The sequence below is a fragment of the Streptomyces sp. NPDC044719 genome (assembly GCF_056433405.1).
In genome coordinates this window covers 266,686-291,354 of record NZ_JBWKHE010000003.1, presented here as the reverse complement: position 1 = coordinate 291,354, position 24,669 = coordinate 266,686, and the positions used below count along the sequence as shown (strand labels likewise).

General features: G+C 68.6%; 19 protein-coding genes and 2 tRNA genes. 6 read left to right on the top strand and 15 right to left on the bottom strand.

From position 1 onward, the window contains the following. Positions 1-108: 108 nt before the first annotated feature. The 3 genes from AC07DF_RS12855 to AC07DF_RS12845 form a co-directional block, all read right to left on the bottom strand. Positions 109-855, bottom strand: a complete 747-nt coding sequence (locus AC07DF_RS12855) for a class I SAM-dependent methyltransferase (protein ID WP_478969928.1) — start codon at positions 853-855, stop codon at positions 109-111. Between the two features lie 9 nt (positions 856-864). Next, positions 865-2,193, bottom strand: coding sequence for an ABC transporter substrate-binding protein (locus tag AC07DF_RS12850; RefSeq protein ID WP_478969926.1), 1,329 nt, complete (start codon positions 2,191-2,193; stop codon positions 865-867). A gap of 109 nt (positions 2,194-2,302) precedes the next feature. Continuing rightward, positions 2,303-3,304 (bottom strand): HesA/MoeB/ThiF family protein, encoded by a 1,002-nt coding sequence (locus AC07DF_RS12845; protein WP_478969924.1) that lies wholly within the window; start codon positions 3,302-3,304, stop codon positions 2,303-2,305. A gap of 573 nt (positions 3,305-3,877) precedes the next feature. On the opposite strand from AC07DF_RS12845, the gene AC07DF_RS12840 reads away from it, so the two are divergent. The 3 genes from AC07DF_RS12840 (at position 3,878) to AC07DF_RS12830 (ending at position 7,740) form a co-directional block, all read left to right on the top strand. Then, complete coding sequence (locus AC07DF_RS12840) at positions 3,878-5,497, top strand: ABC-F family ATP-binding cassette domain-containing protein (RefSeq protein ID WP_478969922.1); 1,620 nt, start codon at positions 3,878-3,880, stop codon at positions 5,495-5,497. Positions 5,498-5,537: 40 nt separating this feature from the next. After that, complete coding sequence (locus AC07DF_RS12835) at positions 5,538-6,269, top strand: 2OG-Fe(II) oxygenase (protein ID WP_478969920.1); 732 nt, start codon at positions 5,538-5,540, stop codon at positions 6,267-6,269. A 148-nt stretch (positions 6,270-6,417) separates the two neighbouring features. Beyond that, positions 6,418-7,740, top strand: coding sequence for an MFS transporter (locus AC07DF_RS12830; protein ID WP_478969918.1), 1,323 nt, complete (start codon positions 6,418-6,420; stop codon positions 7,738-7,740). A 71-nt stretch (positions 7,741-7,811) separates the two neighbouring features. Here AC07DF_RS12830 and AC07DF_RS12825 read toward each other — a convergent pair. Beyond that, positions 7,812-7,884, bottom strand: a tRNA-Ala gene (locus AC07DF_RS12825). Positions 7,885-8,065: 181 nt separating this feature from the next. Between AC07DF_RS12825 and AC07DF_RS12820 the strand changes: the two genes are divergently transcribed. Both AC07DF_RS12820 and AC07DF_RS12815 read left to right on the top strand, forming a co-directional pair. Beyond that, entirely contained in the window at positions 8,066-8,614 is a 549-nt protein-coding gene (locus tag AC07DF_RS12820; RefSeq protein WP_189727172.1) for a helix-turn-helix domain-containing protein, read from the top strand. 280 nt (positions 8,615-8,894) lie between these two features. Further along, entirely contained in the window at positions 8,895-10,496 is a 1,602-nt protein-coding gene (locus AC07DF_RS12815) for a serine/threonine-protein kinase (RefSeq protein ID WP_478969915.1), read from the top strand. A 53-nt stretch (positions 10,497-10,549) separates the two neighbouring features. Here AC07DF_RS12815 and AC07DF_RS12810 read toward each other — a convergent pair whose 3' ends face one another. Together AC07DF_RS12810 and AC07DF_RS12805 are read right to left on the bottom strand one after the other, a co-directional pair. Further along, positions 10,550-11,845, bottom strand: coding sequence for a hypothetical protein (locus AC07DF_RS12810; protein ID WP_478969914.1), 1,296 nt, complete (start codon positions 11,843-11,845; stop codon positions 10,550-10,552). A 183-nt stretch (positions 11,846-12,028) separates the two neighbouring features. Further along, positions 12,029-12,157: a DLW-39 family protein gene (locus AC07DF_RS12805; protein WP_003999697.1), complete on the bottom strand. Its 129-nt coding sequence runs from the start codon at positions 12,155-12,157 to the stop codon at positions 12,029-12,031. A 336-nt stretch (positions 12,158-12,493) separates the two neighbouring features. On the opposite strand from AC07DF_RS12805, the gene AC07DF_RS12800 reads away from it, so the two are divergent. Continuing rightward, on the top strand, positions 12,494-12,820 hold the full coding sequence (locus AC07DF_RS12800; protein WP_478969912.1) for a DUF6344 domain-containing protein: 327 nt from the start codon (positions 12,494-12,496) through the stop codon (positions 12,818-12,820). A gap of 318 nt (positions 12,821-13,138) precedes the next feature. Here the strand turns inward: AC07DF_RS12800 and AC07DF_RS12795 are convergent, their stop codons facing one another. From AC07DF_RS12795 to dnaN, 9 genes are all read right to left on the bottom strand, one after another. Continuing rightward, positions 13,139-13,537 (bottom strand): hypothetical protein, encoded by a 399-nt coding sequence (locus AC07DF_RS12795; RefSeq protein WP_478969910.1) that lies wholly within the window; start codon positions 13,535-13,537, stop codon positions 13,139-13,141. 193 nt (positions 13,538-13,730) lie between these two features. Next, positions 13,731-13,807 (bottom strand) — tRNA-Ile (locus AC07DF_RS12790). Between the two features lie 112 nt (positions 13,808-13,919). Then, on the bottom strand, positions 13,920-14,753 hold the full coding sequence (locus tag AC07DF_RS12785; protein WP_478969908.1) for a DUF3566 domain-containing protein: 834 nt from the start codon (positions 14,751-14,753) through the stop codon (positions 13,920-13,922). An 18-nt stretch (positions 14,754-14,771) separates the two neighbouring features. Then, positions 14,772-17,366 carry a DNA gyrase subunit A gene (gene gyrA / locus AC07DF_RS12780; RefSeq protein ID WP_478969906.1) on the bottom strand — a complete coding sequence of 865 codons (2,595 nt, stop codon included), beginning with the start codon at positions 17,364-17,366 and terminating at the stop codon, positions 14,772-14,774. A 42-nt stretch (positions 17,367-17,408) separates the two neighbouring features. After that, positions 17,409-19,469, bottom strand: a complete 2,061-nt coding sequence (gene gyrB / locus AC07DF_RS12775; RefSeq protein ID WP_478969904.1) for a DNA topoisomerase (ATP-hydrolyzing) subunit B — start codon at positions 19,467-19,469, stop codon at positions 17,409-17,411. A 388-nt stretch (positions 19,470-19,857) separates the two neighbouring features. Then, a complete protein-coding gene (locus tag AC07DF_RS12770) occupies positions 19,858-20,385 on the bottom strand; it encodes a DciA family protein (protein ID WP_478969902.1) in 528 nt (175 codons plus the stop codon). After that, positions 20,382-21,503 (bottom strand): DNA replication/repair protein RecF, encoded by a 1,122-nt coding sequence (recF, locus tag AC07DF_RS12765; RefSeq protein ID WP_478969900.1) that lies wholly within the window; start codon positions 21,501-21,503, stop codon positions 20,382-20,384. Before recF ends, AC07DF_RS12770 begins: the two co-directional genes overlap by 4 nt. 54 nt (positions 21,504-21,557) lie before the next feature. Then, entirely contained in the window at positions 21,558-22,433 is an 876-nt protein-coding gene (gene gnd / locus AC07DF_RS12760) for a phosphogluconate dehydrogenase (NAD(+)-dependent, decarboxylating) (protein ID WP_478969898.1), read from the bottom strand. A 266-nt stretch (positions 22,434-22,699) separates the two neighbouring features. Beyond that, the gene (gene dnaN / locus AC07DF_RS12755) at positions 22,700-23,830 is read right to left on the bottom strand and encodes a DNA polymerase III subunit beta (protein WP_478969896.1); all 1,131 of its coding nucleotides are present in this window, start codon (positions 23,828-23,830) and stop codon (positions 22,700-22,702) included. Positions 23,831-24,669: the final 839 nt, after the last annotated feature.

Here is a 24,669-nt window from a genome sequence, read left to right as displayed (position 1 = left end):
CGCCGGGGCAACAGCACGGCGGGGCGGGAGACTCGAGGTCCGGCTTTGAGAGCCGGCCGTGAGGGTCTCCCGCCCCGCCGTGCTGTTTCACGTGAAACAAGCTCAAGCTCAGCTCTTGCGCACCTTCCACACCACTTCCGCCGGCCACTTCTCCGCCCAGTTCCGATCGAGGGCTTCCTTGAAGTAGGTGGCGCCGCCGGCCGGGGCGAGGGGTTCCACCAGACGTTCGATGGAGAATCCGCAGTCCCGGAACATGTCGATCCACTGGGCGTAGGTGGAGTGGAAGACCACCACGTCGCCGCCGTACTTCATCCGGGCGTCGCCGTAGGGGTTCGAGAGGCGCTCGCCGACCGTTCCGCTCCGGTTGTCGAAGCACATCTGCAGGAGCGGGGAGTAGGTGCACAGCCCGAGGACGCCGCCGGGGCGGAGCACCCGGTGGGCTTCCTGGAGAAGGCGTTGTGGTGGGGAGAAGTCGAACGCGCCGTGGTCGCAGAAGGCCGCGTCGAAGACCCCTGAACGGAACGGCAGGCGCTCCGCGGCGGCTTGGACGAAGCCTGCGGCTCCTTCGCCGAGGGCGCGCGAGAGCTGGCCGGAGGAGAGTTCGACTCCGTAGGCCTCGTATCCGGCGCGGGCGAACCCGGTGGTGTCGTGCCCGATGCCGCAGCCGAGGTCGATGATCCGGGAGCCGGCCGGGAGGTCATCGGTGAAGATCTTGAGGTCGCTCTCCGGAAGGTGCCAGATCCCCCAGGACGGGTGTCTGTCAGCGTCGAAGTGCTCGGGGTGGGCATCGTGGTAGAGCTCGCTGTTGGAGTCCCAGTACCGCTCGTTGACCTTGAGGTAGTTGATCTTTGCCATGGCTTGTCCTCAGTCCTGCGGGGGTTCGCACACCGACAGGTCGGCCCAGCCGGACGGCGGGCTGACGTAGTTCTTCACGCGGAGCCGGGCCGCCGACCTGAGCCGTCCGACCGGGCAGACTTCGCCGGTCGCGCTCAGCAGCTCCTCGGCCTGGGCGCAGTGGCCGAGCCGGTCCTGGAGGTCGTCCGCTGCGAGAGCCCGGTGCACGACGTACTTGAACGCGGAAGCGGGCCCTCCGGGAAGCTGGGCCGCCGGGCGGCGGGTGAAGGGGAGAAGGAGGGCAACCGGGTCGGGCCAGGGCGAGGCCATCAGCACGAGGCGGAAGTCTTCGCGGTGCGTGGTGTGGAGCTCGGTGAGGTAGGCCCGGTAGTCGATGGCCTCGGGCCGGAGGGTGAGTCCGGTGTTCTCGCCGATCTGGCCGGCGAGGATGTGTGCTGTTTCCCGGTTGGGTGAGAAGTCCGGGAAGACCAGCCGGGCGGGGGTGCGCCCGGGCGCCGGCAACCGTTCGCGTGCCGCACGGGCCGGTGCGGTGGGTGATCGGTGGGGGTCCCACAGTCCCGTCAACGAGTCCAGTGGGCTGAGGGCGCCGTGCAGCCCCCGCGCCAGGTCCCGGCGGTCGAGTGCGGCCGCTACGGCCTGCTTGTGTGCCTCGGCCATACCGCTCGGCGGTAGGAGGGCGACGGCGATGTCGAGGTCGTCGACCTGGAGGTCCGGGTAGTCGGCGCGATGCGCCCAGCGGGCCACGGGGAACGTCGTCGGGCAGGTGATGTCGACGGCTCTTCGGTCGTAGAGGCGCTGCCCGTGCTCGGCGCCGGAGGACAGGACGTAGGTGACATCGGGCCAGGGGCCGGTTGCCCGCAGGCGGATTTCACCGGCCGGGCCGTCGGCCAGGGTGTAGGCGCCGCTGGTGACGGCCGGGTCGCCGTGCCGGGGGCCGAAGACGGGGTTGGCCAGGAGCGCGGGCAGATTGCCGACGGGGTGGCGGGTGGTCAGCAGCAGCCGGTCGGGATCGAGGGGCCGGATCCGCTCGATGAGCGACACGAGCCAGGCGAAGGGCCCGGCCCCCTTGGCGACTGCCGCGATGTGCCGGGCGATGTCGCGAGCGTGGATCGGCCGGCCGTCGGACCATCGCGCACCGGGCCGCACGGCGAAGTCCCAGCGTTTCTCGTCCAGGCGGAGCGCGTTGTGCAGCAGGCCCGGCCTCAGGGTGCGGTCGGGGCCTTCCACGAAGAGCGGGCGGGCGAGTTGGCGCGTGATCGTCAGGCCGGTCCAGTCGTCGGCCGCGCCGTAGAGGCCCGACGGAATCAGGTCCGTTTCCACACGGATCGGCTTGGACATGCCGCTTCCCCTTTGGCGCGATACTGCTGCGTTTTTGGCGCGAACCGTATCGCTAGGGCGAGGTACAGCCGCTCAAAGCCTTCACCACAGCATGCCGAGCGCCCGCTTATCAGGCCTGGGCGATGATATGACCAGTTTCGAAGTCGATGATTTTTCGTGCGTCGTATTCGACGAGCTCGGTGATGCCCGCGAGGTGATGAATGATCGCAGCGGCCATCCAGGCACCGATAATGGTGTTGTTGGGGCCGAAGGAATAGCGCGTGCTCCGGAGATTCCCGGCATCATTATCCAGTGTGGCACCGGCACCCACCGAAAAGGAGAGCTGCTCGGGAGTCACGGCCGATCTCCCCGGGGCGAAGAGCGGCCCGTAGAAGCCCTTCTGCATGCCCACACCGCCGAAGATAGACGGTATATTCCGGCCCCACGCAGCTTCGGCCACCGCATCGGAGATACTGCCGATCGGCTGGTCGATGCAGACGGCGATGACATCGACGTCCGCATGCGTTTCCAGGACTTCGCCGATTTCCGCTGCCGATCCGACGAACCGGTCGACGAGCGAGATGTCGGCGTCCGGCACTCGGTCACGGATATAGGTGCGGGCCGCGTCCAGTTTGGGTTCGCCCACGGCTGCCCTGGGGAAGGTGAACTGGCGGTTCAGGTTGTTCAGCTGAACCTTGTCGGAATCGACCAGGACGAAGCGCCTGACGCCGGCTCCGATGAGGTGCTGGAGGATCACGCTGCCGGTGCCGCCGACGCCCATGACCATGACCTTGGCCCCGCAGATGCGGCGTTGTGCCTCGTCAGGGCGGTGTGAGTAGAGGGCCAGATGCCCCCACTGCCGGGCATGGACGCTGTCGTCGCCCGCGGGTCCCGATGGCGACTCGATGAGAAGACCGCGTTTCCGCAGGGCTCTGACGAGGCCCGCGCATTCGGGATCACGGCGCGTCAGCGCTTCGAGGGCTGCGTTCTCACAGCCGCCGCCGAGGGCTTCCAGCAGCCGGCTGACGGTTCCCTCGCCGTCATCGAGGACGTATTTCTTCTTCTCGCCCTGGAACGTCACCGTGCCGTCGGCCGATTCCAGTTGCCAGGCCGGGTTCAGCCATACACGCATAGCGCGCGAACACATCCTCGAGGCAGGGAGCGGATACCACTCAGGGATGCACGGAGCGGGAGTGCGACCCCGTTTCACCGGGGCCGCACTCCCGCTCACACTGTCAACAGCGGTGGACCATCACCTGAGCGGCGTCGGCCACGTCCATCTCCTCGATAAAGAAGATGTCATCCTGCTCCTGCGAGGCAACCTGAATTGCGGACTCAGCAACGTTCTCGTTCACTGTCGCTCCTCATGTGCAGCGGAACCGAATTGCTCTGACGTCAGGAAGCTTCACCATTCTGATAGGCGCTTGTCAAGCGTCTCTCATCCAGATTTATTTTTCATCGTAAAGCATCCTCAATGTCCGCAACACGGACATTTCTTCCCCTTGTGTTCGCGGATCTGGCCAGGCAGGATCCGTGAAACGCCAGAACGCCTTTGACGTCGTGCTGCGGGGGGATTGATGCGGAGGATTGAAGGGCCACCCAGCAGGGGAAGTTGTCCCTTTGGGCCGACCACCTAAAACCGGAGCGTTAAATTCCGCGCCGCACGCAACGCATCTTCCAAAGCGAGAGAACGAAGCTCAGAATCATGGGATTCCTTGAATTCAACAGTGTCCGCTGCAATCTCGCCGACGGCCGGACACTGTTCGAAGACGTCAGCTTCTCCGTGGGAGCCGGAGAGGTCGCGGCGCTGATCGGCCACAACGGCGCGGGGAAGAGCACCCTGGTCAACGTCGCGGGGAAGCGGCTCAAGCCGCGTGCGGGCACCGTCCACGTCCAGGGCGGCCTGGCGATGATGCCGCAGTTCATCGGTTCGGTGCGTGATGACTCGACCGTGCGCGATCTGCTGCTGGCCGCCGCCCCCGAGCGGATCGCCACGGCCGCCGCGGATGTCGACGCCCTCGAACTCGAGCTGATGGAACGCGATGACGAGGCCACGCAGATGCGCTACGCCGAGGCACTGAGCACCTGGGGCGAGGCCGGCGGCTACGAGATCGAAGTCCTGTGGGACGTGGTGACCACCGCGGCGCTCGGCATGCCCTTCGACCGCGCCCGCTTCCGCGACGTCAACACCCTCTCCGGCGGCGAGCAGAAGCGCCTCGTCCTGGAGGCGCTGCTGCGCGGGCGCGAGCAGGTGCTCATCCTCGACGAGCCGGACAACTACCTGGACGTCCCGGGCAAGCGGTGGCTGGAGGAGCAGCTGCGGACCACCGACAAGGCCGTGCTGCTGGTCAGCCACGACCGGGCCCTGCTGGGCAACGTCGCCACGAAGGTCGTCGCTCTCGAAGGCCGCACCACCTGGGTGCACGGCGGCTCCTTCACCGGATGGAAGGAAGCCCGCCAGGCCCGGCGCGAACGGCTGGCCGAGCTGCACCGCCGGTGGGACGAGGAGCACGAGCGGCTCAAGGACCTGGTGCACACCCTCGGCGAGCAGGCGAAGATCAGCGCCGCGATGGCGCCCCGCTACCGCGCCGCCCAGACCCGGCTGCGCAAGTACGAGGAGGCCGGCCGCCCGCCCGAGCTGCCCCGCGAGCAGCGCGTGGTCCCCCGGCTGACGGGAGGCCGTACCGGAACCCGCGTCATCACCTGTGACCAGCTGGAACTGACCGGCCTCATGAAACCGTTCGACCTGGAGATCTACCTGGGAGACCGGGTCGCGGTGCTGGGGTCGAACGGCTCCGGCAAGAGCCACCTGCTGAAGCTGCTGGCCGGCCTCGACGTGGAGCACTCGGGCTCCTGGCGGCTGGGCGCACGGGTCGTGCCCGGCTTCTTCACCCAGACCCACCAGCACCCGGAGTGGGTGGGCAAGACGCTCGTGGAGATCATGGGCCGCGGTGAAGGCATCCGCGAGGGCCTGGACCGCGGGGCCGCCGCGGGCATGCTCTCCCGGTACGAGCTGGCGGCCGCGGCGGACCAGCGCTTCGAAACGCTGTCCGGAGGACAGCAGGCCCGGTTCCAGATCCTGCTCCTGGAACTCGGTGGCGCGACGCTGCTCCTGCTCGACGAACCGACGGACAACCTCGACCTGGTCTCGGCCGAGGCACTGCAGCAGGCCATCGAGGAGTTCAACGGCACGGTCGTCGTGGTCACCCACGACCGCTGGCTCGCGAGCTCCTTCAACCGCTACCTCCTCTTCCGCTCCGACGGCGAGGTGGTGCAGACGCAGGAACCGGTGTGGGACGAGAACCGGGTGACCAGGGTCCGCTGATCCCTTGGCGTGGCCCCCTACCGACCGAAGGAGAGGCAAGATGCAGGACTCGGCGCAGACCGCTTCCGTCATGGACCACATGAGCAGGGACGCCGCGATCGCCTTCCACGGCAAGACGATCGGCAAGCTGACCGCGGCCCCCGTGGCGGAAGCACTCGGCCGGCTGCGGCCGGGCAGTGACGCTCCTGCCACCAGCCTGCCCCTGATGCCTGCGGACATGACGGACCCCCTCGTCTCCGAGCTGGCCGCCTTGCCGACCTGGGCCACGGAGCACTGGCTGCTCACCCCCGATGACAACGTGAAGCCGTGCGGCGAGGAGGAATTCGCCGAGGCTCCTCCGGAGCGGCGTTTCTCCCGCAGCGGCTGTCTGCGCGACATCCCCCGGACCGCCCTGGGCATCCGCGCCTTCATCTCCGCGCTCAAGAGCGCCGAGGTGGCCGAGTCGTTCTCGGATGCTTTCGGCGAGCGGGTGTCCTTCCGCTCGGCCGACATCGCCAAGTACGAGACCGGCCACTATCTGCGCCGTCACTCCGACACCTTCGACGACCGGCGCTTCGGCCTCGTCTTCTTCCTCTCCCCCGGCTGGGCCGCGGGCGACGGCGGTGAACTCGTGGTGGAGGCTCCCAGCGGCGCCGCCCTGGCCACGCAGCCCGAGCAGGGACGCGTGGCGCTCCTGCGGATCAACCCCGGATACCACCACAGCGTGTGCGAAATCCACTCACGGTCCTGGGTGCGCTACTCCATCGCCGTACACTTCGGCACGGCCAAGTAGCGGCCGCTCACGGACGACGGCCCGCCCCAACGAGCCTCCGGCGGCCGGTTGTTGATCCCCGCACGGCTCTGGCCGCCACAGGCGGGCCGTGCGGTGACGTCCACCACCGTTCTCATCAGATCTACCGGCGTGCCGCCAGGAGTCCGACGTGCTCAAAGACCGCGGTTTCAGAAATCTGTGGACCGCCCAGACCGTGTCCCTGTTCGGTACCCAGGCCAGCGTGGTCATCATCCCGCTGCTCGCCCTGGGAACCCTCGACGCCTCCGCGTTCGAGATGGGCCTGCTCGGCAGTGCCGAGTCGCTGGCCGTGCTGCTCCTGGGGCTGTGGGTGGGCATGACCGCCGACCGCTATCCGCGCAGGTCGGTCATGGTGACGGCGAACATCCTGCGCCTGCTGCTGATCGGCATGATCCCGATGGCCTACGCGCTGGACCTGCTGAGCATCCCCCTGCTCTTCACGACCGTCTTCCTGGTCGGCGCCCTCACCCTCCTGTACGACTCCGCGCTGTCGTCGCACATGGTGCTCACCTTCGACCGCCGCCAACTCCCCAAGATCAACTCGTATATGGAGGGCAGCACGGCGGTCAGTGAGGTGGCGGGACCCGGCCTGGGAGGACTCCTGGTCCAGGCACTGGGCGCGCCCCTGGCCCTGGTCGCCGATGTCTGCAGCTATGTCGCGAGCACGGTGCTGCTGCTCGGGTCCGGAGGCAGCACGAAGAAGGGGGCGGAGAACACCGGGCACGAGACCGCCGCGGACCAGACCGCCGCGGACCAGACCGCCGCGGACGAGGCCGCCGAGCAGGAGAGCGCGGAGGAGCAGGAGACCGTCAAGGGCGCCCTGACCGGCTTCACCTGGGCCTTCTCTCACCCCGTGCTGCGACCGGTGATCGTCTCCGCGGCCCACTTCAACTTCTTCACCGCGATGTTCTTCGCCGTCTACACCTTCTATGTGGTCAAGGAGTTGGGCTTCAGCCCCCTCCTCGTCGGCCTCGCGAGCGCCGCCGGCGGTCTCGGCGGGGTGCTCTCCGCGACGGCCGCCTCCTCGTTCATGAGCAAGGTGCGGACCCGGCTGCTCTATGTCCTGTCCCTGGTCGTGCCCACCGTGGGCGCCTTCCTCGTCCCCGGCTCCGAACTGCTGGACTCCTCCCTCCTGCGGTTCGTCGCCGTGGCCGCCGGTATGTTCCTGTGGAGCTTCGCCATCGTCGTGAACCTGGTCATGAGCGAGACGATCAAGCAGATGGTGACGCCGACGCACATGATCGGCCAGGTCACCTCCGCGATGCGCTTCACGACGCTGGGCTTCGAACCCGTCGGCGCGATCGTGGGCGGCACCGTCTCCCAGTTCCTGAGTCCCACCACGGCCCTGGTCATCGCGTCCTGCGGCCTCGCGACCTCCATCTCCTGGGTCGTCTTCAACCGTCACCTCGGCACGTACGACGTGAACGAGGCCGAACCCGTGAGCACCGTCTGACCCGATGCGCCGGGCGGAACAAGAAAGACCCCTCTGGCCGCGTTTCCGCAGATCAGAGGGGTCCGATGAGGTGGAGCCTAGGGGAGTCGAACCCCTGACATCTGCCATGCAAAGACAGCGCTCTACCAACTGAGCTAAGGCCCCGGAAGGGGACATCCGCCCGGACGAAGCATGTCCCGGCGGGCGTCGGAGACCAGAGTACCGGGTCACCCCCGTGATTCCGCAAAAGGATTGGGGGTCCCCGTCGCCGACCACTCTCCGTAAGATGCTCGGCGTGGTTCGCTACCGCGAACCGCCGTACATGGGGAAGCGATGGGGAGACGCAATGGACGCCGCACAGCAGGAAGCCACCGCAAGAGCGCGGGAACTGCAGCGGAACTGGTACGGGGAGCCGTTGGGGGCGCTCTTCCGTAGGCTCATCGACGATCTTGGTCTCAACCAGGCTCGTCTCGCGGGGGTTCTGGGACTGTCCGCACCGATGCTGTCGCAGCTGATGAGCGGACAGCGGGCGAAGATCGGCAACCCGGCCGTCGTGCAGCGCGTGCAGCTGCTGCAGGACCTGGCGGGGCAGGTCGCGGACGGCAGCGTGAGCGCGGCCGAGGCCACTGAGCGCATGGAGGAGATCAAGAAGTCACAGGGGGGCTCGGTGCTGAGCAACACCACGCAGACGACGACCAGTTCGGGAGCGCCCACGGTCAAGCGCGTGGTCCGGGAGATCCAGTCGCTGCTGCGCTCGGTCGCGGCGGCGGGCGACATCATCGAGGCCGCGGAGACCCTCGCCCCGACCCACCCGGAACTGGCAGAGTTCCTCCGGGTGTACGGGGCCGGCCGCACCTCGGACGCGGTCGCGCACTACCAGTCCCACCAGAGCTGATCACAACCCCGGCAGCCGAAGGGGGTTCGGCAGCCGGAACGGAGTGATCTGACGGGGGACGGACGCTGACCGGCGTCACGGGGGACAGCGCACGGCACGGGCGGACACGCGGGGGCGTGTCACGCACGGGGGACCAGCCGGCGCGAGCGGGTGCTCCCGCTCAACGGGGGGAGCCATAACGCTCAACAACGGGGGAGTCGTACCACTCATCGAGGAGTCGTAGCGCTCGTCGAGGGGGAAGCAAGGGGGGAAGCCGCAGGGGGAGGAGCGACGTACAGCCATGGGTGAGGTCTTCGCCGGCCGGTACGAACTGGTCGACCCGATCGGGCGCGGAGGGGTCGGTGCCGTCTGGCGCGCCTGGGACCACCGCCGCCGTCGCTACGTGGCCGCCAAGGTGCTGCTCCAGAGCGACGCGCACTCACTGCTGCGCTTCGTACGCGAACAGGCCCTGCGGATCGACCACCCCCATGTGCTCGCCCCCTCCAGCTGGGCAGCCGACGACGACAAGGTCCTGTTCACCATGGACCTGGTGGCGGGCGGTTCCCTGGTCCATCTCGTCGGGGACTACGGCCCTCTCCCGCCGGCCTTCGTCTGCACCCTGCTCGACCAGCTGCTGGCGGGGCTGGCCGCGGTGCACGCGGAGGACGTCGTGCACCGTGACGTCAAACCGGCCAACGTGCTGCTGGAGGCCACCGGGACCGGCCGGCCGCGACTGCGGCTGTCCGACTTCGGCATCGCGATGCGGCTGGGCGAGCCACGCCTGACGGAGACCAACCTCGTCGTGGGAACGCCCGGCTATCTCGCGCCCGAGCAGCTGATGGGCGCCGAACCCGACTTCCCCGCCGACCTGTTCGCCGTAGGACTGGTCGCGCTCTATCTGCTGGAGGGGGCCAAGCCGGACAGCAAGGCGCTCATCCAGTACTTCGCCGAGCACGGGACGCCCGGTGCGCCCAAGGGCATTCCGGAGCCGTTGTGGCAGGTGGTGGCCACGCTGCTGCAGCCGGACCCGCAGGCACGGTTCCGTACGGCCACGGGGGCGCGCAAGGCGCTGGCCGCCGCCGCGGAGCTCCTCCCGGAGCCCGGCCCGGACGACGAGCTGATCGAGATCTTCGACCAACTCGGCCCGCTTCCCCCGGGGTTCGTCCCCGAGGGCCCGCTGGAGAGAGCGCGGGGGCTGAGCCGGAGGGAAGAGCCGTCCGGCTCGGGAACGGACGAGGCACCGTCACAGCGGGCCGCCCAGGCTCCGAAAGGAACGGGCTCCTGGCAGCGCGCCGAAGCCGCGGGCCGCAGGAACAGCGACGACAACGGCGATGCCTGGTCCCCGGGCCCAGAGGCCGTGCACGGCCCGCCCGGCCCTCGCCAGGACACCGACCCGCCGGGCGCCCCGGCCACCCCCGCCCAGCCTCAGCCGAACTCCATGTCGGACACCGGCAGCTTCCATCTGCCGCCTCCGCAGAGCACCGGCACCTTCTCCCCCACGCCCGGCGGCCTGCCCCACGACGCGCAGGCGCAGACCGCGCACCAGCCGGAGACCCCCGAGCCCCCTGTCTCCCCCTACGACCCCACGCACCGGCTGCACGCCTCGCACACCTCCCAGCCACTCCCCCCGGCGTACTCCAGCCACGCGGGCCACCCCGGTCAGCCTCTGCCCCCTGCGGCGCAGCACCACCGCGCCGACGCCTCCACAGCCTCGTACACCACCCAGAACCCGTCCCAGGCCCCACAGGCCCCACAGGCCCCACCGCCCGGCCGGGCGGCTTCACGGCATCGCGCGGAACGGCCGCGCCGCCGCCCCGGCCCTCCGGCCAAGGTGGCGGTCCCGCTCCTGCTGCTCGCCCTGGCCTGCTACGCCGTCGGCTTCTGGGCCCTGACCCGCATCTGAGCCCGCGCGGGCATCAGTCCCGGCGTCGCAGGCCCAGCCGGCGCTAGACGGCGCTAGACGGCGCTCCTCCGCCGAGCCACCACGGTCCACACCCCGAGCCCCACCAGCAGCGCGCTCCCGGTGCCGATCCCGCCGACGGCGACCGCCCTCATCGCGGTGTCGTCACTCCCGGCCACACCGTCCGCCGCCGCCTCGCGCTCCTGGTCCGAGACCTCGAAGACGCCCGCGGGCTCGGACTCCCCCACGTACTCGGGCCCGCTCTTCGCCGCTCCGCTCACCCGGACGCGCAGGGTCATCGCGAACGGCCCGTCCCCGAAGCTGTCGGCGACGCTCTCCGCGAGGTGTGCGACGAGGTAATAGGAGCCGGCGAAGCGCATGGCGCTGACCTGGGCCGTGGCGGCGTTGCGATTGGCGTGGTCGACCGGCGGCAGCGGAGGCAGGCTGCCGGACTTCTGGTCGCCGTCGTAGCCGACACTCGCATCGGCGACGTGACCGCGGGCGGGGTTGTAGAGGGCCAGATCCAGGGCGCCGGACGTGTAGCCGGTGCCGCCGGAGTCCGTGCTGCCCAGCTCGGCGGTGACGTGGAGCTGCCGGCCCCAGTCGACCGGCACCTCGTAGAAGACCGTCTGGCCGGGCCGGATGTCGTCCCGCCAGACGCCCTGGTCGAGGGGGGTCGCCCCGGCGAATCCCGCACCGCCACGGCGGCGCTCGGCCTCCCCCTGGAGCGGCTGGGGCGAGGCGGAGTTCCACGCCTCGGGCGCGCCGGTCGGCCCGGCTTTCGCCGTCCGCGGCTCCGTCGTGGCGAGGAGCTCCAGGTCCCAGGCGTCCGGCGAGGAGCCCTCACCCTGCGGGTCGACCCGCTCGACGGACACGTAATAGGTGCCGGCCTTCCGGCACAGGGGCTTGGTGGGCGAGACCTCCCGCATGGCCCACGCCGCGATCGGGTGCGGACTGCGGGCGGCCCCGAAGCTCGCGGTGTCGACGGAGCAGGAATTGCCCTCGGCGTCCTGCATGGACACCCTCAGCCCGTCGATGACGGAGACGGTGCTGTCGGGGGAGGGGGCGGCGGTGACGGACACATAGGCGTTCGACGCGGCGTCGAGTTCGATGCTGTAGCTGACCTTGCCGCTGCTCGGGAGCGAGCTCTTGTAGGCCGTGCCGAGCTTCAGGATCTCGGCGTCCGCGGTGCTCCTCGCTCCCTCGATGCTCGGGGCACCGTCGGCGAAGGCGTACGGGCTCGGCGTCACGGCCGCCCCGGAGGCCCCGGCGGCGGCCAGGGCGGCCGGGGCCGGCGCCACGGCAGCCGTCGCTCCCAGCACCACCCCCACGACCCCCAGGCCCACGGCCACCGACGGACCACCGCGCCACGCGCCCGCACGCCCCCGCGCCGTACGACACCGTCCCCTCACGCGCCACCCCTCACCATGAAAATCCGCGAGCCGTGGCCCATCCTGCCCGTACGGCCGGCCCCAGGACACACAAAACCCCGACCGCGAGGCGGCCGGGGTGTGCTCGGTTTGGGATGTCGTGACTCACGAACCCGTGGGCACGGAGTCAGTCGCCTCCGTCCACAGATCCTGCTCGGCGCGATCCGCCTGGATCTGGCGGTACACGAGGAGCCCGCCGATGGCGGCCAGTGCGACCAGGAGAAGCTTCTTCACCGCGCGACCTCGTCTTTCGTTGACGTAGGGGACCTCTGGCGCCCGACTATACACACCGACCGATACCGATCGGTGACCTGAGTCGGACCTCAACTCCCGTCCCGGGAACCGGGATAGAAGCGGAGTTCACCGCTCCGATCGGAGGGTGATCACACCCCGACGGACGGTTACTTTGGTGCTCTTCTCCTCTCTCCTCACATTTTCGCCCCTCTTGCGTCCATCCGAGTGGTGTTCATCGGAACATCGCCGCGCCAGGGGCGTCGGTCCACCACTTCGCGACCCTCATACACATCATGAGGAAAGTACGCAAATCGCCCGACCCGAAAGTGAGGGGCCATGGCCCGGAACAAGGTCATGAAGCTGTGGACCGCCATCGTCACCGCCTTCCTGGCGCTGTGCACGACGCTCGGATTCGTCACCAGGACCGCCGCCCCGGCGGTAGCGCAGACCGAGCCGGAGCGCAACAGCGAGCGCATCCCGCGACAGCGGACGGCATCGGCGACGTCTCCCGTGTCCCTGGCGAAAGCCCTGCCCCCCACGATGAAACAGCGCATCCGGGCCGAGGCCCACGGCAAGACCCCCCGCTGCCGCCACCGCCCGCTCGCGGACGCCGACGCGGAGTCGGACCCCATGGCGGACTACCTGGCTCCCCTGCAGCGCTGAAACCCCCGGACCATCCCATCCGAACGGCGACCCTGCGTACAGGCCCGGCAGCTCGACAGAGCCGCCGGGCTTCCTCATGTCCGGCCCGCCCCTGCCTGATGACGCAGAAAACCCCCAACCGCTACGGGTCAGGGGTTTTTCATGCTGGTGGGGCTAAGTCGGCAACGTCAGCGAACTGCCCGGTGTCCTCGGCTGAGCGTCCATGCCATACGACGCCGGTCGGCGCTGTCCGCGCCTGTTGATGTCAGCCGCTGATGTCAGCCAACCGGCATCCTCTTGACAGATCAGCTGTCCGCTGACGGGCCGTGCCATGTTGGCCTACGTGTGGGCCTGCCACGACCGGTCTGCCTCGACGCGAGCCACTTCGGCGTCGTACTGGCTCGCCTCGAAGTGAAACTCCAACGGCGGAGGAGTAGGGGCGAAGGGAACCTGCCAGTCCGACCACTGCACGATCCCAGCGAACCGCTGCACGACCACGGACAGGAAACCGCAGCAGCCGCCGGTGCACTCGGGCTCTCCCAGTTCCAAGCGGCGCGCCTCGCTGGTGGCCCGCAGCAGGCTGGGCTGGTCGGCAGGCAGCACTTCAGCCGCGAACGGTCCGCGCCCACCCCTGTCGACTGCCTCTTCAACCAGGTCTTCGCCGTTGATCCAGAACCGCAGTTGAGCACCCCACCTCGGTCCCCGCGGCAGCACCTTGATCTCCAGCTGATCGAACATCAGACCACTCTACGAGGCACACCTGCGGGACCCTGCTCGCTTTCCTGATGGTGCACCCCAAGGTCGCCCAGGCGATCCTCCGACACAGCCAGATCAGCATGACCATGGACGGGCTTGGAAGATCCACTCATCGGCTGATGTCGAGCGTAAATGTCAAAGAGCACCCCCTCATGTGAGGGGGTGCTCTTTTCGCTGGTGGGGCTAACAGGATTTGAACCTGTGGCCTCATCCTTATCAGGGATGCGCTCTAACCAACTGAGCTATAGCCCCGCCGCGCTGTGCGGGGTGTGTCCCGCGCGCTGACTCCTGAAGATTAGCGCACGACATGGGCAGTCCCAAAATCGGTTGTCGGGACAACGTCAATCCATGTCAGAGGGTCGTGTCACTCGTCCTCGGCGAGCGTCAGCTCCACACCGCCGACGAAGCCCGCGGAGAGGTTGTAGATGAACGCGCCGAGGGTCGCGAGGGCCGTCGCCAGGACGACGTCGATGACCGCGATGACCGATGTGAACATCAGGACGTTGGGCAGCGACAGGAAGGCCTGCAGGTCGAAGCCGTTCGACTCGTTCGAGCCGGTCGCCTCCGAGATCGTGCCGCCGACCGTCGAGAAGACGCCCATCGCGTCCATGACCATCCACAGCACCGCGGACGCGACGATCGTGCAGATGCCCAGCGCGATGGAGAGCAGGAAGCTGACCTTCATCACCGACCAGGGGTCGGCCTTCGACACCCGCAGCCGCGCCTTGCGGACGCGGGGCACGGTGCGCGCTCCCGTGCGCGGGCGGCGTGCGGCCCCGGCCGAAGCACCGGCGCCGGCCGGGGCCTGCTGCGCCGGATAGGCCTGCGGCGGGTGGTACGGCCCGGCCTGCTGCTGTGCCTGCCGTTCCCCCGGCAGGGGTGAGGCCGTCTGCACGGCGGTGCCCTGCTCCGGCGCGGCCCCCTTGGGCTGCGGCTGCGGTTGTGGCTGGGCGCCGGATGCGGCCGGGCCCGCTCCAGCGCTGTGCTGCTGGGTCTGCGGACCTCGGGTGTCCGTCACAGTTCCCCCCTGGGATCCATGCGTGTCAGGCGAGGGCGAGTCGTCCTGGGCGGCCGGCTTGACCGCCTTCAGGTTGGTCGTGTGCGGGTCCGCCGCACGCGCGGCGGAGCCACGGCCGCCGTCGTCCGTGTCCGTACCCCTCGAGGTACCGCTCGGTCCGGCGCCCGTGGCTCCGCTCACGCTGACTCACTCCTCGTGCTACTCGGAGGAGGGCGCCTCACCCTCGTCCGTGCCGGTGGTCTCGGCACCCTCGGCGGTCTCGTCGACGACGATGTCGCCGTCGACCTCTTCCGCCTCGCGTCCCGCCTCGGCGTTGCGAGCGATGCCGACCACGGCATCGCGCTTGCCCAGATTGATCAGTTGGACGCCCATGGTGTCACGGCCGGTTTCCCTGATCTCGTTGACTCGCGTACGAATCACACCGCCCGACAGCGTGATGGCGAGGATCTCGTCGGTCTCCTCGACCACCAGCGCGCCGACGAGGGAGCCACGGTCCTCGACGATCTTGGCGGCCTTGATGCCGAGGCCGCCGCGACCCTGGACGCGGTACTCGTCGACGTTGGTCCGCTTCGCGTACCCGCCGTCTGTGGCAGTGAACACGAACGTACCGGGTCGAACAACATTCATCGAGAGCAGCTCGTCACTCTCGCGGAAGCTCATGCCCTTGACACCCGAGGTGGCACGGCCCATGGGTCGCAGAGTTTCGTCCGACGCGGTGAACCTGATCGATTGGGCCTTCTTGCTGATCAGAAGCAGATCGTCGTCCGACGAGACCAGCTCGGCTCCGATCAGTTCATCGTCCGAACCGTCCTCCTGCTCACGGAGGTTGATGGCGATCACACCGCCGGAACGGGGCGAATCGTAATCCTTCAGAGGCGTCTTCTTCACCAGTCCGGCCTTGGTGGCGAGGACGAGGTAGGGAACCGCCTCGTAGTCGCGGATCGCCAGGATCTCGGCGATCGCCTCGTCCGGCTGGAAGGCGAGCAGGTTCGCGACGTGCTGACCCCGCGCGTCCCGGCCGGCGTCGGGCAACTCGTAGCCCTTGACGCGGTAGACGCGTCCCTTGTTGGTGAAGAACAGCAGCCAGTGGTGCGTGGTGGACACGAAGAAGTGGTCGACGATGTCGTCTTCCTTGAGCTTCGTGCCGCGCACGCCCTTGCCGCCGCGCTTCTGGGCCCGGTAGTCGTCGGTCTTGGTGCGCTTGATGTAGCCGCCCCGGGTGACCGTGACGACGATGTCCTCCTCGGCGATCAGGTCCTCGATGGACATGTCGCCCTCGTACGGGATCAGCTTCGTCTGGCGGTCGTCGCCGTACTTCTCGACGATCGCGGCCAGCTCCTCGCTGACGATCCCGCGCTGGCGGACCGGGCTGGCGAGGATCTCGTTGTACTCCGTGATCTTCGCCTGGAGCTCGTCGTGCTCCTGGACGATCTTCTGGCGCTCCAGGGCGGCCAGTCGGCGCAGCTGCATCTCGAGGATGGCGTTGGCCTGGATCTCGTCGATCTCCAGGAGCTCCATCAGGCCGTGGCGCGCGATCTCGACGGTGTCACTGCGCCGGATCAGCGCGATGACCTCGTCGATGGCGTCCAGGGCCTTCAGCAGACCGCGCAGGATGTGCGCCCGCTCCTCGGCCTTGCGCAGCCGGAAGCGCGTACGGCGGACGATGACCTCGATCTGGTGCGTCACCCAGTGGCGGATGAACGCGTCGAGCGAGAGCGTGCGCGGCACGCCGTCCACCAGCGCCAGCATGTTGGCGCCGAAGTTCGTCTGCAGGTCGGTGTGCTTGTACAGGTTGTTCAGGACGACCTTGGCGACCGCGTCCCGCTTCAGCACGATGACCAGGCGCTGGCCCGTGCGCGACGACGTCTCGTCACGGACGTCCGCGATGCCGCCGATCTTGCCGTCCTTCACCAGGTCGGCGATCTTCTGCGCGAGGTTGTCCGGGTTGACCTGGTACGGCAGCTCCGTGACCACCAGGCACTGGCGGTTCTGGATCTCCTCGACCTCGATGACCGCGCGCATGGTGATGGAGCCGCGGCCCGTGCGGTACGCCTCCTCGATGCCCTTGCGGCCCACGACGAGCGCGCCGGTCGGGAAGTCGGGGCCCTTGATGCGCTCGATCAGCGCGTCCAGGAGCTCCTCGTGGGAGGCCTCGGGGTTCTCCAGGCACCACTGGGCGCCGGCCGCGACCTCGCGGAGGTTGTGCGGCGGGATGTTGGTCGCCATACCGACCGCGATACCGGCCGAGCCGTTGATCAGCAGGTTCGGGAAGCGGGCCGGCAGGACGGTCGGCTCCTGGGAGCGGCCGTCGTAGTTGTCCGTGAAGTCGACGGTCTCCTCGTCGATGTCACGGACCATCTCCATCGACAGCGGCGCCATCTTGCACTCGGTGTAGCGCATGGCCGCCGCCGGGTCGTTGCCCGGAGAGCCGAAGTTGCCGTTGGAGTCGACGAGCGGCATGCGCATCGACCAGGGCTGGGCGAGGCGCACGAGCGCGTCGTAGATCGAGGAGTCGCCGTGCGGGTGGTAGTTGCCCATGACGTCGCCGACGACGCGGGCGCACTTGTAGAAGCCGCGCTCGGGGCGGTAGCCGCCGTCGTACATGGCGTACAGCACACGGCGGTGGACGGGCTTGAGGCCGTCGCGGACGTCCGGGAGGGCACGCGAGACGATGACGGACATCGCGTAGTCGAGGTAGGAGCGCTGCATCTCCGTCTCGAGCCCGACGGGCTCGACGCGCATCGCCAGAGCGTCACCCTCGGGCGTGGTGACGGGAGTGTTCTCGTCGGTCATTGCTGGTGAAGGTCCTTCCTGGTGCGGTCAGCTGAGACCGACTCAGATGTCGAGGAAGCGGACGTCCTTGGCGTTGCGCTGGATGAACTGGCGGCGGGCCTCGACGTCCTCGCCCATGAGGACCGAGAACAGGTCGTCGGCCTGGGCGGCGTCGTCGAGGGTGACCTGGCCGAGGACGCGGTGCTCCTGGTCCATCGTCGTGATGCGCAGCTCCTCGGCGTTCATCTCGCCGAGACCCTTGAAGCGCTGGACCGAGTCGTCCTTGATGCGCTTGCCGGCGTTGCGGCCCATCTCGATCAGGGCGTCGCGCTCGCGGTCGGAGTACGCGTACTCGAAGTCGTCCTTGCCCCACTTGATCTTGTAGAGCGGCGGACGGGAGAGGTACACGTGCCCGGCCTCGACCAGCGGCCGCATGAAGCGGAACAGGAAGGTCATCAGCAGGGTGTTGATGTGCTGACCGTCGACATCGGCGTCCGCCATCAGGATGATCTTGTGATAGCGCAGCTTCTCGATGTCGAAGTCCTCGTGGACCCCGGTGCCGAATGCGGAGATCAGCGCCTGGATCTCCTGGTTCTGCAGGATCTTGTCGATCCGCGCCTTCTCGACGTTGAGGATCTTGCCTCGGATCGGGAGGATCGCCTGGTACTCGGGGTTGCGGCCGGACTTGGCCGAGCCGCCGGCGGAGTCACCCTCGACGATGAAGATCTCGCACTTGGTGGGGTCGTTCGACTGGCAGTCGCTCAGCTTGCCCGGGAGGGAGGCCGTCTCCAGCAGGCCCTTGCGGCGCGTCAGGTCGCGCGCCTTGCGGGCCGCCACGCGCGCGGTGGCCGCCTGGATGCCCTTGCGGATGATGTCCGCGGCCTCGTTGGGGTTGCGGTCCAGCCAGTCGGCCAGGTGCTCGTAGACGACGCGCTGGACGAAGGTCTTGACCTCGGTGTTGCCCAGCTTGGTCTTCGTCTGGCCCTCGAACTGGGGCTCGCTCAGCTTGACCGAGATGATCGCGGTCAGACCCTCACGGATGTCGTCACCGGTGAGGTTGTCGTCCTTCTCGCGCAGCAGCCGCTTGTCGCGCGCGTACTTGTTGATCAGCGAGGTCAGCGCGGACCGGAAGCCCTCTTCGTGCGTACCGCCCTCGTGCGTGTGGATGATGTTGGCGAAGGAGTACACACCCTCGGTGTAGCCGCCGTTCCACTGCATGGCGACCTCGAGGGACAGGTGCTTGTCCTTGTCCTCGGCCTCCAGGTCGATCACGGTGGGGTGCACCGCCTCTCCCTTGCGGGAGTTGAGGTACGTCACGAAGTCGACGATGCCGCCCTCGTAGTGGTACGAGACGGCCTTGACCTCGTGCTTCTCGTCCTCACCGGCCTCGTCCGCACCGGCCGTGGCCTTCGCGGACTCGCGCTCGTCGGCGAGGTTGATCCGCAGGCCCTTGTTGAGGAACGCCATCTCCTGGAAGCGCCGCGACAGCGTCTCGAAGGAGTAGTTGGTGGTCTCGAAGATGTCCGGGTCGGCCCAGAAGGTGACGGTCGTGCCGTGCTCTTCCGTGGCCTCGTGCTGGGCGAGCGGGGCCGTCGGGACGCCCAACTTGTAGTCCTGCGTCCAGCGGTAGCCGTCGGTCTTGACCTCGACGGCGACCTTGGTCGACAGCGCGTTCACCACGGACACGCCGACGCCGTGCAGACCGCCGGAGACCGCGTAGCCTCCGCCGCCGAACTTGCCGCCGGCGTGCAGCACGGTCAGCACGACCTCGACGGCCGGCTTGCCCTCGGTCGGCACGATGCCCACCGGGATGCCACGGCCGTTGTCCACGACCCGTACACCGCCGTCGGCGAGGATCGTCACGTCGATCGTGTCCGCGTGCCCGGCCAGCGCCTCGTCGACGGAGTTGTCGACGACCTCCTGCACCAGGTGGTGCAGGCCGCGCTCACCGGTCGAGCCGATGTACATGCCGGGCCGCTTGCGGACCGCGTCCAGACCCTCGAGGACGGTGATGGCACTGGCGTCGTACGAGGCGGTGACCTCGCCGTTGGAGGTGATCGCCTCGCTGCTCACGCCTTCGTCGGTGGACGGGATGTTCTCGTTGGGGTTGCCGGAATCGGCCACGAAGCGCCCTTTCTGGCACAGCACGAGCCAGGCTCGTCGGCGGGTTGCCGGAGCGGCTGCGGCATGTTGCGTTGGTAAGCCTTGATCAGCGTTGCTCAGCTTTTCCCGGACGGTCCCCAGTGAGTGGGGCGGGATTGCCTCCAGTCTACCGGTAGCACTGACACTGATGGGGGTTTGCCGGTACCTGAGTCCGCATGTGCCGCCCTCGACGGGTCTTCCCCGACTCCCGATATGCGGATGGGGGCTCCAAGAGGCTCACGGAGCCACTCAGCGCTTCCGGCCGTCAACCCTTGGCTACTTCGGAGTCAGGTCGCTGTTCGCAACCGTGTGCGGTGGCATGACGGGAGCCTCCAGCCAGTCGCCACAGGCCGGAGAGACGTGACGTAAGTCACCTGTAGGAGTCCCCGGGACCACTGCTTCCAGGGGCCCGCAACGGGCCGTAGCGGCGGGCCGGGCCACCGGGCCCCAGGACCTTGATCTGCCGCACGGTGCCGTGGCCCAGGTCCTCGTTGAGGCGCGCGACCAGGCTGGGAGCGAGACGGCGCACCTCGGTCGCCCAGACCGGAGACTCGCATTGCACGATCAGGACCCGCTCGTCCTCGTCGTACCTCTGGGGCGTGCAGTGATCGGCGAGCTTCTCGCCGACGATCTGCGGCCAGCGGCCCATCACCCCGCCCACCGCGGCCGGGGCCTCCCAGCCGCGCTCGGTGATCAGCCGGTTGATCGCGGAACCGAGGGCCATCGGATCGCGGCCGTCGGCGCGCGCGCCGGAGCGCAGTCCGCCGCGGCGTGCCTGCTTCTTCTGCTGCGCCGCGTCCCCACGCGCGCGTGCGGCCTCCTTGGCGGCTCGGAGCGCCACGCGCGCGAGGTCGACGCCTGAGGGCTCGGGGGTGTTCTTCGGCTCCTGCGCGTTCATACGCGTTCCACCGCCCCTTCGGACACCGCGTAACGCGCCCCCGACAGCACATGCGGTACGTCGTCGTCGACCGCGGCCGTCACCAGGACCTGCTCGCCGGGCGCGACCAGCTCGGCGAGGCGCTCACGGCGCCGGGTGTCCAGCTCTGCGAAGACGTCGTCGAGCACCAGCACCGGCTCATTGCCCTCGGCACGCAGCAGGTCGTACGAGGCCAGCCGCAGGGCCAGCGCGAAGGACCAGGACTCGCCGTGCGAGGCGTAGCCCTTGGCGGGCAGCTGGCCGAGCTTGAGCTGGAGGTCGTCCCGGTGCGGGCCGACCAGGGTGACGCCCCGCTCGATCTCCTGCTTGCGGGCCTCGGCGAGCGCGGCCATCAGCTGTTCGAAGAGGTCCTCGCGGGTGTGCGCCTCGCCCGGCGCGGACGGCTTGTACTCCAGGGCGATGGGACCACCGCCGGGAGCGAGCTGCTCGTACGCCTTGTCGGCGAGCGGCTGGACGGCCGCGATCAGATCCAGACGCTGGGCGAGCAGCTCGGCGCCCGCGCGCGCGAGGTGCTGGTCCCAGATGTCGAGAGTGGACATGTCCACGCTGCGGCCGCCGTGGCGACGGGCCAGCGCGGCCGACTTCAGCAGGGTGTTGCGCTGCTTGAGGACCCGGTCGTAGTCGGAGCGGACCCCGGCCATGCGAGGGGAGCGGGCGGTGATCAGCTCGTCGAGGAAGCGGCGCCGCTCACCGGGGTCCCCCTTGACCAGGGCGAGATCCTCGGGCGCGAACAGGACCGTCCGTATGATCCCCAGCACGTCACGCGGCTTGACCTGCGAGGACCGGTTGATACGGGCGCGGTTGGCGCGCCCCGGGTTCAGCTCGAGCTCGACCAGCTGCTGCCGGTCGCCCTGCCGGACCTGGGCCCGGATGACGGCGCGCTCGGCGCCCATGCGGACCAGGGGGGCATCGGAGGAGACCCGGTGACTGCCGAGCGTGGCGAGATAACCGACGGCCTCGACGAGGTTGGTCTTGCCCTGCCCGTTCGGCCCGACGAAGGCCGTCACCCCCGGATCGAGCGGGACCTCGACCCGGGGATAGGAGCGGAAGTCGGCCAGCGACAGATGCGTGACGTGCATGGTCGTTTCGCCGACCTCCCAGGCCCTCGGGTGCTGCTTGCTTCCGGCTGTTGCTTACTTCTTCTCGACCGCGTGGCCGCCGAACTGGTTCCGCAGCGCCGCGATCATCTTCATCTGGGGCGAGTCCTCCTGGCGGGAGGCGAACCGCGCGAACAGCGACGCGGTGATCGCCGGCAGCGGCACCGCGTGGTCGATCGCGGCCTCCACAGTCCAGCGTCCCTCGCCGGAGTCCTGTGCATAACCCCGGAGCCCGTCCAGGTGCTCGTCCTCGTCGAGCGCGTTGACCGCGAGGTCCAGCAGCCAGGAGCGGATGACCGTGCCCTCCTGCCAGGAGCGGAAGACGTCCCGGACGTCGGTCACGGAGTCGACCTTCTCCAGGAGTTCCCAGCCCTCGGCGTAGGCCTGCATCATCGCGTACTCGATGCCGTTGTGGACCATCTTCGCGAAGTGGCCGGCGCCGACCTTGCCCGCGTGCACCGCGCCGAAGTCGCCCTCCGGCTTGAGGGCGTCGAAGACCGGCTGCACCTTGGCGACGTTCTCCTTGTCGCCGCCGTACATCAGCGCGTAGCCGTTCTCCAGGCCCCAGACGCCGCCGGAGACACCGCAGTCGACGAAGCCGATGCCCTTGGCCGCCAGCTCCCCGGCGTGCTTCTCGTCGTCGGTCCAGCGGGAGTTGCCGCCGTCCACGACGACGTCACCGGGCTCCAGCAGGTCGGCGAGCTCGTCGATCGTGGACTGTGTGGCCTCGCCTGCCGGGACCATCACCCAGGTCACGCGCGGGCCGCTGAGCTTGCCCACAAGCTCCTGCAGGCTGTGGACATCGGCGAGATCCGGGTTGCGGTCGTATCCGAGGACGGTGTGGCCCGCGCGGCGGATCCGCTCGCGCATGTTGCCGCCCATCTTGCCGAGGCCGACGAGACCGAGCTCCATCAGTTGTTTTCCTTAGGTGTACAGGTGTCCGACGTGGCGTTGAAGCACTCGCGTGCCGCGTCCGAGCCTAAACCCGGACGCTCGCGCACATCTGTGGGCATACGCGCTCAGTCGTAGGCCCTCACCTGCGGCTTTACCCCCAGCCTGTGGACAACCACCGGCGACCTTCGGAGGCTCAGCCGCTGAGCCGCACCGGCATGCTGCGATCTCGTGGGGGATAACCCCCACACCCCCAGCAGACCTCGCGCCGGAGTCAGCTCTCAGACTCAGCCGCTGAGCCGCACCGGCATGATCAGGTACTTGTAGGCGTCGTCCGCCTCGGCGTCCAGCGCCGACTTGCCGCTGAGCAACGCTGGCTTCGTGGACGTCGTGAAGGACAGCTGGGCGACCGGGGAGTCGATCGCGCTCAGGCCGTCCAGCAGGAACGTCGGATTGAAGGCGATCGAGACGTCGTCGCCCTCCAACTGGGCGTCGACCCGCTCCACAGCCTGTGCGTCGTCGCTGGAACCGGCCTCCAGGATCAGCACGCCCTGCTCGAAGCTGAGCCGCACCGGGGTGTTGCGCTCGGCGACCAGGGCCACCCGCTTGACGGCCTCCACGAAGGGGGCGGTCTCGATCACGGCGACGCTGTTGAACTCGGTCGGGAACAGCGAGCGGTACTTCGGGAGGTCGCCCTCCAGCAGACGGGTCGTCGTACGACGCCCCGCGCCCTCGAAGCCGATCAGGCCCTCGCCGGAGCCCCCGCCGGACAGCGCCAGGATCACCTGGTCGCCGCTGGTCAGGGCCTTGGCGGTGTCCAGGAGCGTCTTGGCGGGCACCAGGGCGACCGCGGAGGCCTCCGGGTTCTCCGGCTTCCACAGGAACTCGCGGACCGCGAAGCGGTAGCGGTCGGTGGACGCCAGCGTGACGGTGTCGCCCTCGATCTCGATACGCACACCGGTGAGGACGGGCAGCGTGTCGTCACGGCCGGCCGCGATGGCCACCTGGGCGGCCGCGGAGGCGAAGACCTCGCCGGGGACCGTGCCCGTCGCGTTCGGCATCTGGGGCAGGGCCGGGTACTCCTCCACAGGCAGGGTGTGGAGTGTGAACCGGGAGGAGCCGCAGACCACGGTCGCCCGTACACCGTCTGTGGAGATCTCCACCGGCCGGTTGGGGAGGGCGCGGCAGATGTCCGCGAGCAGGCGGCCGGACACCAGGACCGTGCCCTCCTCCTCGACCTCGGTCTCCACCGAGACCCGCGCGGAGACCTCGTAGTCGAAGCTGGACAGGCTCAGCTGGCCTTCCTCGGCCTTCAGCAGGAGGCCGGCGAGGACAGGCGCCGGCGGACGGGCCGGGAGGCTGCGCGCTGCCCAGGCCACTGCCTCCGCGAGTACGTCGCGTTCCACCCGGATCTTCACTGTTGCCGCCTCCTGCTGTTGCCGGCGCTTCTCGCTCTGCCTGGCCCTCGTCGTCTGTCTCGGTGTCGACGGTCCCCGGCATGGGGAGGACACCGGGGACCAGTCTGACGCACCGCACTGACAGTAGGTGCCTCTCGGGGTCAAGTCGTGACGAGGGGCGGTCGGGCACCGAGGAGCGAGTTGTGCACAGGACCCGCTTCGAAACGAATTCCCAGCTCTCTCTAGTTGGGAGTAGTAGTAGGGGCTGTGGATACCGTGGATAACCGCGTTTGCCCAGCTCAGAGCGGAAATTTTGTCCACCGGGCCTGTGGGTGACGGCAGTGGACAACCTGGTGTCTCTGTGGAGAACGGAAAGTTCTGCACACACCGTGCACAGGGAGAGGCGAGTTCTCCCCAACGCCGTCCCCAGCTTTACCCACCTTTCCCACAGCCCAACCTGGCAGCTTTGTGTGACGCCTTTCACTCGACCCGGTGAGGAGGCGCGTCATGTTGCCGAACAGTGGACAGCGATGTGGAGAAGCCGGGGATCCCTGGGGACAACTGGCGCCAGCCTGTGGGTTGTCGGTGGAAAACTCGATGCACAGCCTGTGGATCTCCTCTCTGTCCACAGTCTGTGGAGATCGTTCGTCCACGAATCCACATGCGGGTGACCTGGCCTGATAGCCCTTCAGCCGAAGCCTCTGTGGACACAGTCTGGACAACTTCCCAGTCCCCAGGATGTGGACGGGAGAAAGTCACCGAATCTGTGGAGGGTGGCCGTAACCCGGCAGGTAATCGAACAGCCGGGGACCGCGACATGACGATGGGCGCCCCCGGATCCTTCTCCGGGAGCGCCCTCG

Excerpts from the sequence above, each read along its gene's own strand:
- AC07DF_RS12855 (WP_478969928.1), bottom strand. The coding sequence starts at position 855 with ATGGCAAAGATCAACTACCTCAAGGTCAACGAGCGGTACTGGGACTCC.
- AC07DF_RS12850 (WP_478969926.1), bottom strand. The coding sequence starts at position 2,193 with ATGTCCAAGCCGATCCGTGTGGAAACGGACCTGATTCCGTCGGGCCTC.
- AC07DF_RS12845 (WP_478969924.1), bottom strand. The coding sequence starts at position 3,304 with ATGCGTGTATGGCTGAACCCGGCCTGGCAACTGGAATCGGCCGACGGC.
- AC07DF_RS12840 (WP_478969922.1), top strand. The coding sequence starts at position 3,878 with ATGGGATTCCTTGAATTCAACAGTGTCCGCTGCAATCTCGCCGACGGC.
- AC07DF_RS12835 (WP_478969920.1), top strand. The coding sequence starts at position 5,538 with ATGCAGGACTCGGCGCAGACCGCTTCCGTCATGGACCACATGAGCAGG.
- AC07DF_RS12820 (WP_189727172.1), top strand. The coding sequence starts at position 8,066 with ATGGACGCCGCACAGCAGGAAGCCACCGCAAGAGCGCGGGAACTGCAG.
- AC07DF_RS12815 (WP_478969915.1), top strand. The coding sequence starts at position 8,895 with ATGGGTGAGGTCTTCGCCGGCCGGTACGAACTGGTCGACCCGATCGGG.
- AC07DF_RS12800 (WP_478969912.1), top strand. The coding sequence starts at position 12,494 with ATGGCCCGGAACAAGGTCATGAAGCTGTGGACCGCCATCGTCACCGCC.
- AC07DF_RS12795 (WP_478969910.1), bottom strand. The coding sequence starts at position 13,537 with ATGTTCGATCAGCTGGAGATCAAGGTGCTGCCGCGGGGACCGAGGTGG.
- gyrA (WP_478969906.1), bottom strand. The coding sequence starts at position 17,366 with ATGACCGACGAGAACACTCCCGTCACCACGCCCGAGGGTGACGCTCTG.
- AC07DF_RS12770 (WP_478969902.1), bottom strand. The coding sequence starts at position 20,385 with ATGAACGCGCAGGAGCCGAAGAACACCCCCGAGCCCTCAGGCGTCGAC.
- recF (WP_478969900.1), bottom strand. The coding sequence starts at position 21,503 with ATGCACGTCACGCATCTGTCGCTGGCCGACTTCCGCTCCTATCCCCGG.
- gnd (WP_478969898.1), bottom strand. The coding sequence starts at position 22,433 with ATGGAGCTCGGTCTCGTCGGCCTCGGCAAGATGGGCGGCAACATGCGC.